Annotated in this window: 3 protein-coding genes and 4 tRNA genes; all 7 read right to left on the reverse strand. The window is 46.6% G+C overall.

From position 1 onward, the window contains the following. Positions 1-139: 139 nt before the first annotated feature. Positions 140-215: transfer RNA gene (locus ACYVIC_RS16420), tRNA-Thr, on the reverse strand. 12 nt (positions 216-227) lie between these two features. Continuing rightward, positions 228-302: transfer RNA gene (locus tag ACYVIC_RS16425), tRNA-Gly, on the reverse strand. A 32-nt stretch (positions 303-334) separates the two neighbouring features. Next, positions 335-419 (reverse strand) — tRNA-Tyr (locus ACYVIC_RS16430). A gap of 8 nt (positions 420-427) precedes the next feature. Continuing rightward, a tRNA-Thr gene (locus ACYVIC_RS16435) sits at positions 428-503 on the reverse strand. Positions 504-614: 111 nt separating this feature from the next. Next, complete coding sequence (locus ACYVIC_RS16440; protein WP_460861698.1) at positions 615-1,310, reverse strand: type III pantothenate kinase; 696 nt, start codon at positions 1,308-1,310, stop codon at positions 615-617. A 1-nt stretch (position 1,311) separates the two neighbouring features. Beyond that, positions 1,312-2,295, reverse strand: a complete 984-nt coding sequence (birA, locus tag ACYVIC_RS16445) for a bifunctional biotin--[acetyl-CoA-carboxylase] ligase/biotin operon repressor BirA (protein ID WP_460861700.1) — start codon at positions 2,293-2,295, stop codon at positions 1,312-1,314. Then, positions 2,292-3,302, reverse strand: coding sequence for a UDP-N-acetylmuramate dehydrogenase (gene murB / locus ACYVIC_RS16450; RefSeq protein ID WP_460861703.1), 1,011 nt, complete (start codon positions 3,300-3,302; stop codon positions 2,292-2,294). Before murB ends, birA begins: the two co-directional genes overlap by 4 nt. Positions 3,303-3,439 lie beyond the last annotated feature (137 nt).

Raw genomic sequence — 3,439 nt, forward strand, 5'->3', positions numbered from 1 at the left:
TCAACGTGACCGATGGTGCCTACGTTTACGTGCGGTTTTACTCGTTCAAATTTAGCCTTAGCCATGGATAGACCCTTTTTAACAAAACGGCGGTTATTTAAGTTAGTTTAGTGTTTGGATAGCATGAGAGGTGTCAAGATGGTGCTGATACCCAGAATCGAACTGGGGACCTCATCCTTACCAAGGATGCGCTCTACCGCCTGAGCTATATCAGCAACGTTTTTGATTGGAGCGGGCAGCGGGAATCGAACCCGCATCTTCAGCTTGGAAGGCTGAGGTAATAGCCATTATACGATGCCCGCGGCCTACTCGTAGCTATTCTTACTGGCGAAAATGGTGGAGGGGGAAGGATTCGAACCTTCGAAGGCAGTGCCGGCAGATTTACAGTCTGATCCCTTTGGCCACTCGGGAACCCCTCCACTACTAATGGTGCCGCTTATCCGAGTCGAACGGATGACCTACTGATTACAAGTCAGTTGCTCTACCAACTGAGCTAAAGCGGCACTACGTCAGTGGGTGCGAATTCTAGTGTAATGCCTTAGATGGCGCAACATAAAAAAGCAAAAAAGCATGAATTTCCTACCTAAGCGGTCACAAAGTGCACAAATCACCAGTTACATATCAATATAACGCGCCAATCCCTGGAAAATCAGTAAAGGCTCAACCATCAGAGGCAAATCAGACAGATAAGGTTTAAGAAACTTACTATCACCTCCGGTCAACACCAGCTTGTCACAAGGCCTTTGCTGCCAAGCCAACCTGACTGATCCCAAAACGGCTGCCAAACAACCATTTTGCAGCCCAGTGACGGTGTCGTCGCCAGGCTCCATGCGACCGTTAAACATTTCTGAGTTAAACACTTTAGCGGTATTCTTTACTACCGCTTGTTGCTGCATTTTTAAGCCAGGTATTATCCAACCGCCGCCATGTTGACCTTCTGTATCTAACCAATCAACAGTCACTGCAGTTCCTGCATCGACAATTAGCACATTGTTTGCCGGAAACAAAAACTGCGCACCTAACATTGCCAACCAGCGGTCAACTCCCAGTGTCTGCGGTTGCTGATAGCTGCTGCGAACACCGTAAGCAAGCGCCTCTGCGTAAACCTGACGCCAGGGTAAATGGTCCAACCCTAACAACTGTTTAATCAGTGCCACCTTTTCCTGTGATGCAACACTGGCAAAATATACGGCTTTTATCGGCAACTTAGCCAAATTATCCGGTGCAAGTTGTGGTAAGGCAGTTACTTTGCCTTGCTTAACTAGCGCAGCCTTTTCACGGGTATTACCAATATCCAGCAATAAATACATGCTATTCTCCCGCACGCAAACTAAGCTCACCACCAAAGTACGCTTGTACTCCGGCCGCAGTTTTAACGAGCAAAGCCCCCTGCTTATCTACTCCGATACAAATACCTTTTATCTCTTCCTTACCAATAAGCTTTATTGCTTTATTGCGATACTGGTTGTAGCGGTCAAATTCTTCGGCAAAACCAGCAAAACCGTGCTGTGTGAATTCTGTCAATAACGCTATAAGATGGTGTTGTAAAGATGACACCAGCTGATTGCGATCAATCACTTCACCAGCAATACCAGCTAAGTCAGAATACTGCTGATCTATACTATTTAGCGCCTGCTGCGGCAGGCGAATATTCATACCTATACCGATAATAACATCGCAGCAGGCGTGGGCTTGCCCTGCCAACTCTACCAGGATGCCGCACAACTTTTTGTCATCTACATAAACATCATTTGGCCATTTAACCTTTGCATCAACCTGATAGTGGTGTTTCAACAATCTAACTATGGCGATACCTGCTACTAAGCTTAACCCCATAGCAGCCTGAATACCTTGCTCAAGACGCCAATACATGGAAAAGTACAAGCTTGCAGCAAATGGTGAATACCAGCTTCGACCTCGCCTTCCGCGGCCGGCCGTTTGAGCCTCAGCTACTATGGTATAGCCCGGCTGAGTCACCAAACCATCCTGTACTTTCTGTATCATCTGGCTATTGGTGGAATCTGTTATGTGTTGTACAAGAATATCCGGACAAGATATTTTACGTAACTGACTTATCCTGACGGCATCAAGTAGATGTAGTTGGTCTGCTAAACAGTAACCGCGACCTTTGACTTTATAAATATCTAAGCCCAACTGTTGCAACTGTTTAATATGATTCGCTACGGCAGTGCGGCTTACACCTAGCATTTCTGCCAGAACCTGGCCAGATTTAAAGTTGCCACAGCTTAATGCACTTAATAATTGGCGCTGAGTAACTAAACTGCTCTTACTCATAGTACAGGCTGTCCGGTGCTATCCAACATACGTACTTCAACTTCCAACTCAATATTGTAATTAGAAAATACTTGTTGCTGCACCGCGGCTACAAGCTGCTCTAACTGTACTGCGGTGCCGGCGCCATGATTAACTATCACCAAAGGTTGCAACGAATAACAACCCACCTCGCCATAGCGTTGACCTTTGAAGCCAGCTTGGTCTATCAACCATGCGGCAGGAATTTTAACTGTGTTGTCTGATTGGCTGAAGCCAGGTATAGCAGCATATTTATTTTTCAGCGCGGTATAGTTTTGCAAGGTAACAACCGGATTCTTAAAAAAACTACCGCAATTAGCCAATACAGCGGGGTCAGGTAATTTACTACTGCGCACAGCGATAACTTGCTCAAATATATTGCTAATAGCAGTGTCAGCAGATAGATGATCCAGGCCGTTATAGCCAAGCACAGGGCTGGGCCGTCTGCTAAGGCACAAACCCACCGCAACGATAACGCCTTTGCCAGCTAAGGCACGTTTAAACACGCTATCACGGTAAGCAAACTGGCAACGTCCGGCAGTGATACGCTGTACTTTACGCTGTTGCCAGTGGTAGAAATCAACATATAGGCAAGTATCAGCCAGCTCTACCCCGTAAGCACCTATATTTTGTACCGGTGCAGCACCTACCGAACCCGGAATAAGTGCCAGATTTTCTATGCCCCACAGCTCCTGCTCAACCGTCCATCTAACCAACTGATGCCAGTTATGGCCGGCTTCAACGTGCACTAAAACATGATCTGCACCCAGCTCAGTAAGCGTTTTGCTATCTGCGACAAACCGACAGACCGGTGCAGCAAGATCCTGCAAAAAAATAGTATTACTGCCTTCCCCCAGCACAACAGGCGCCGTTTCAGCATCAAAGCTGTGCAGTTCACTGACAGAGTTAAACTCATGAACAGAGCTTAGTGTGGCGTCAAAACGAAAAGTAGAGTAAGGAACTGCAGATATATTAGTTAAAGTGCGCATGATTAAGCCGGTTAACGCGAATGCCATCATTGTAATGATGTGATTGGTGAAGCGCAAAGCAAAAAGCCCGGCTCTTTCGAGACGGGCTTTTTACTTGATGAGGAGCCTGGCGGTGAACTACTCTCGCATAGCGAATG

This window comes from Rheinheimera gaetbuli (genome assembly GCF_054781935.1).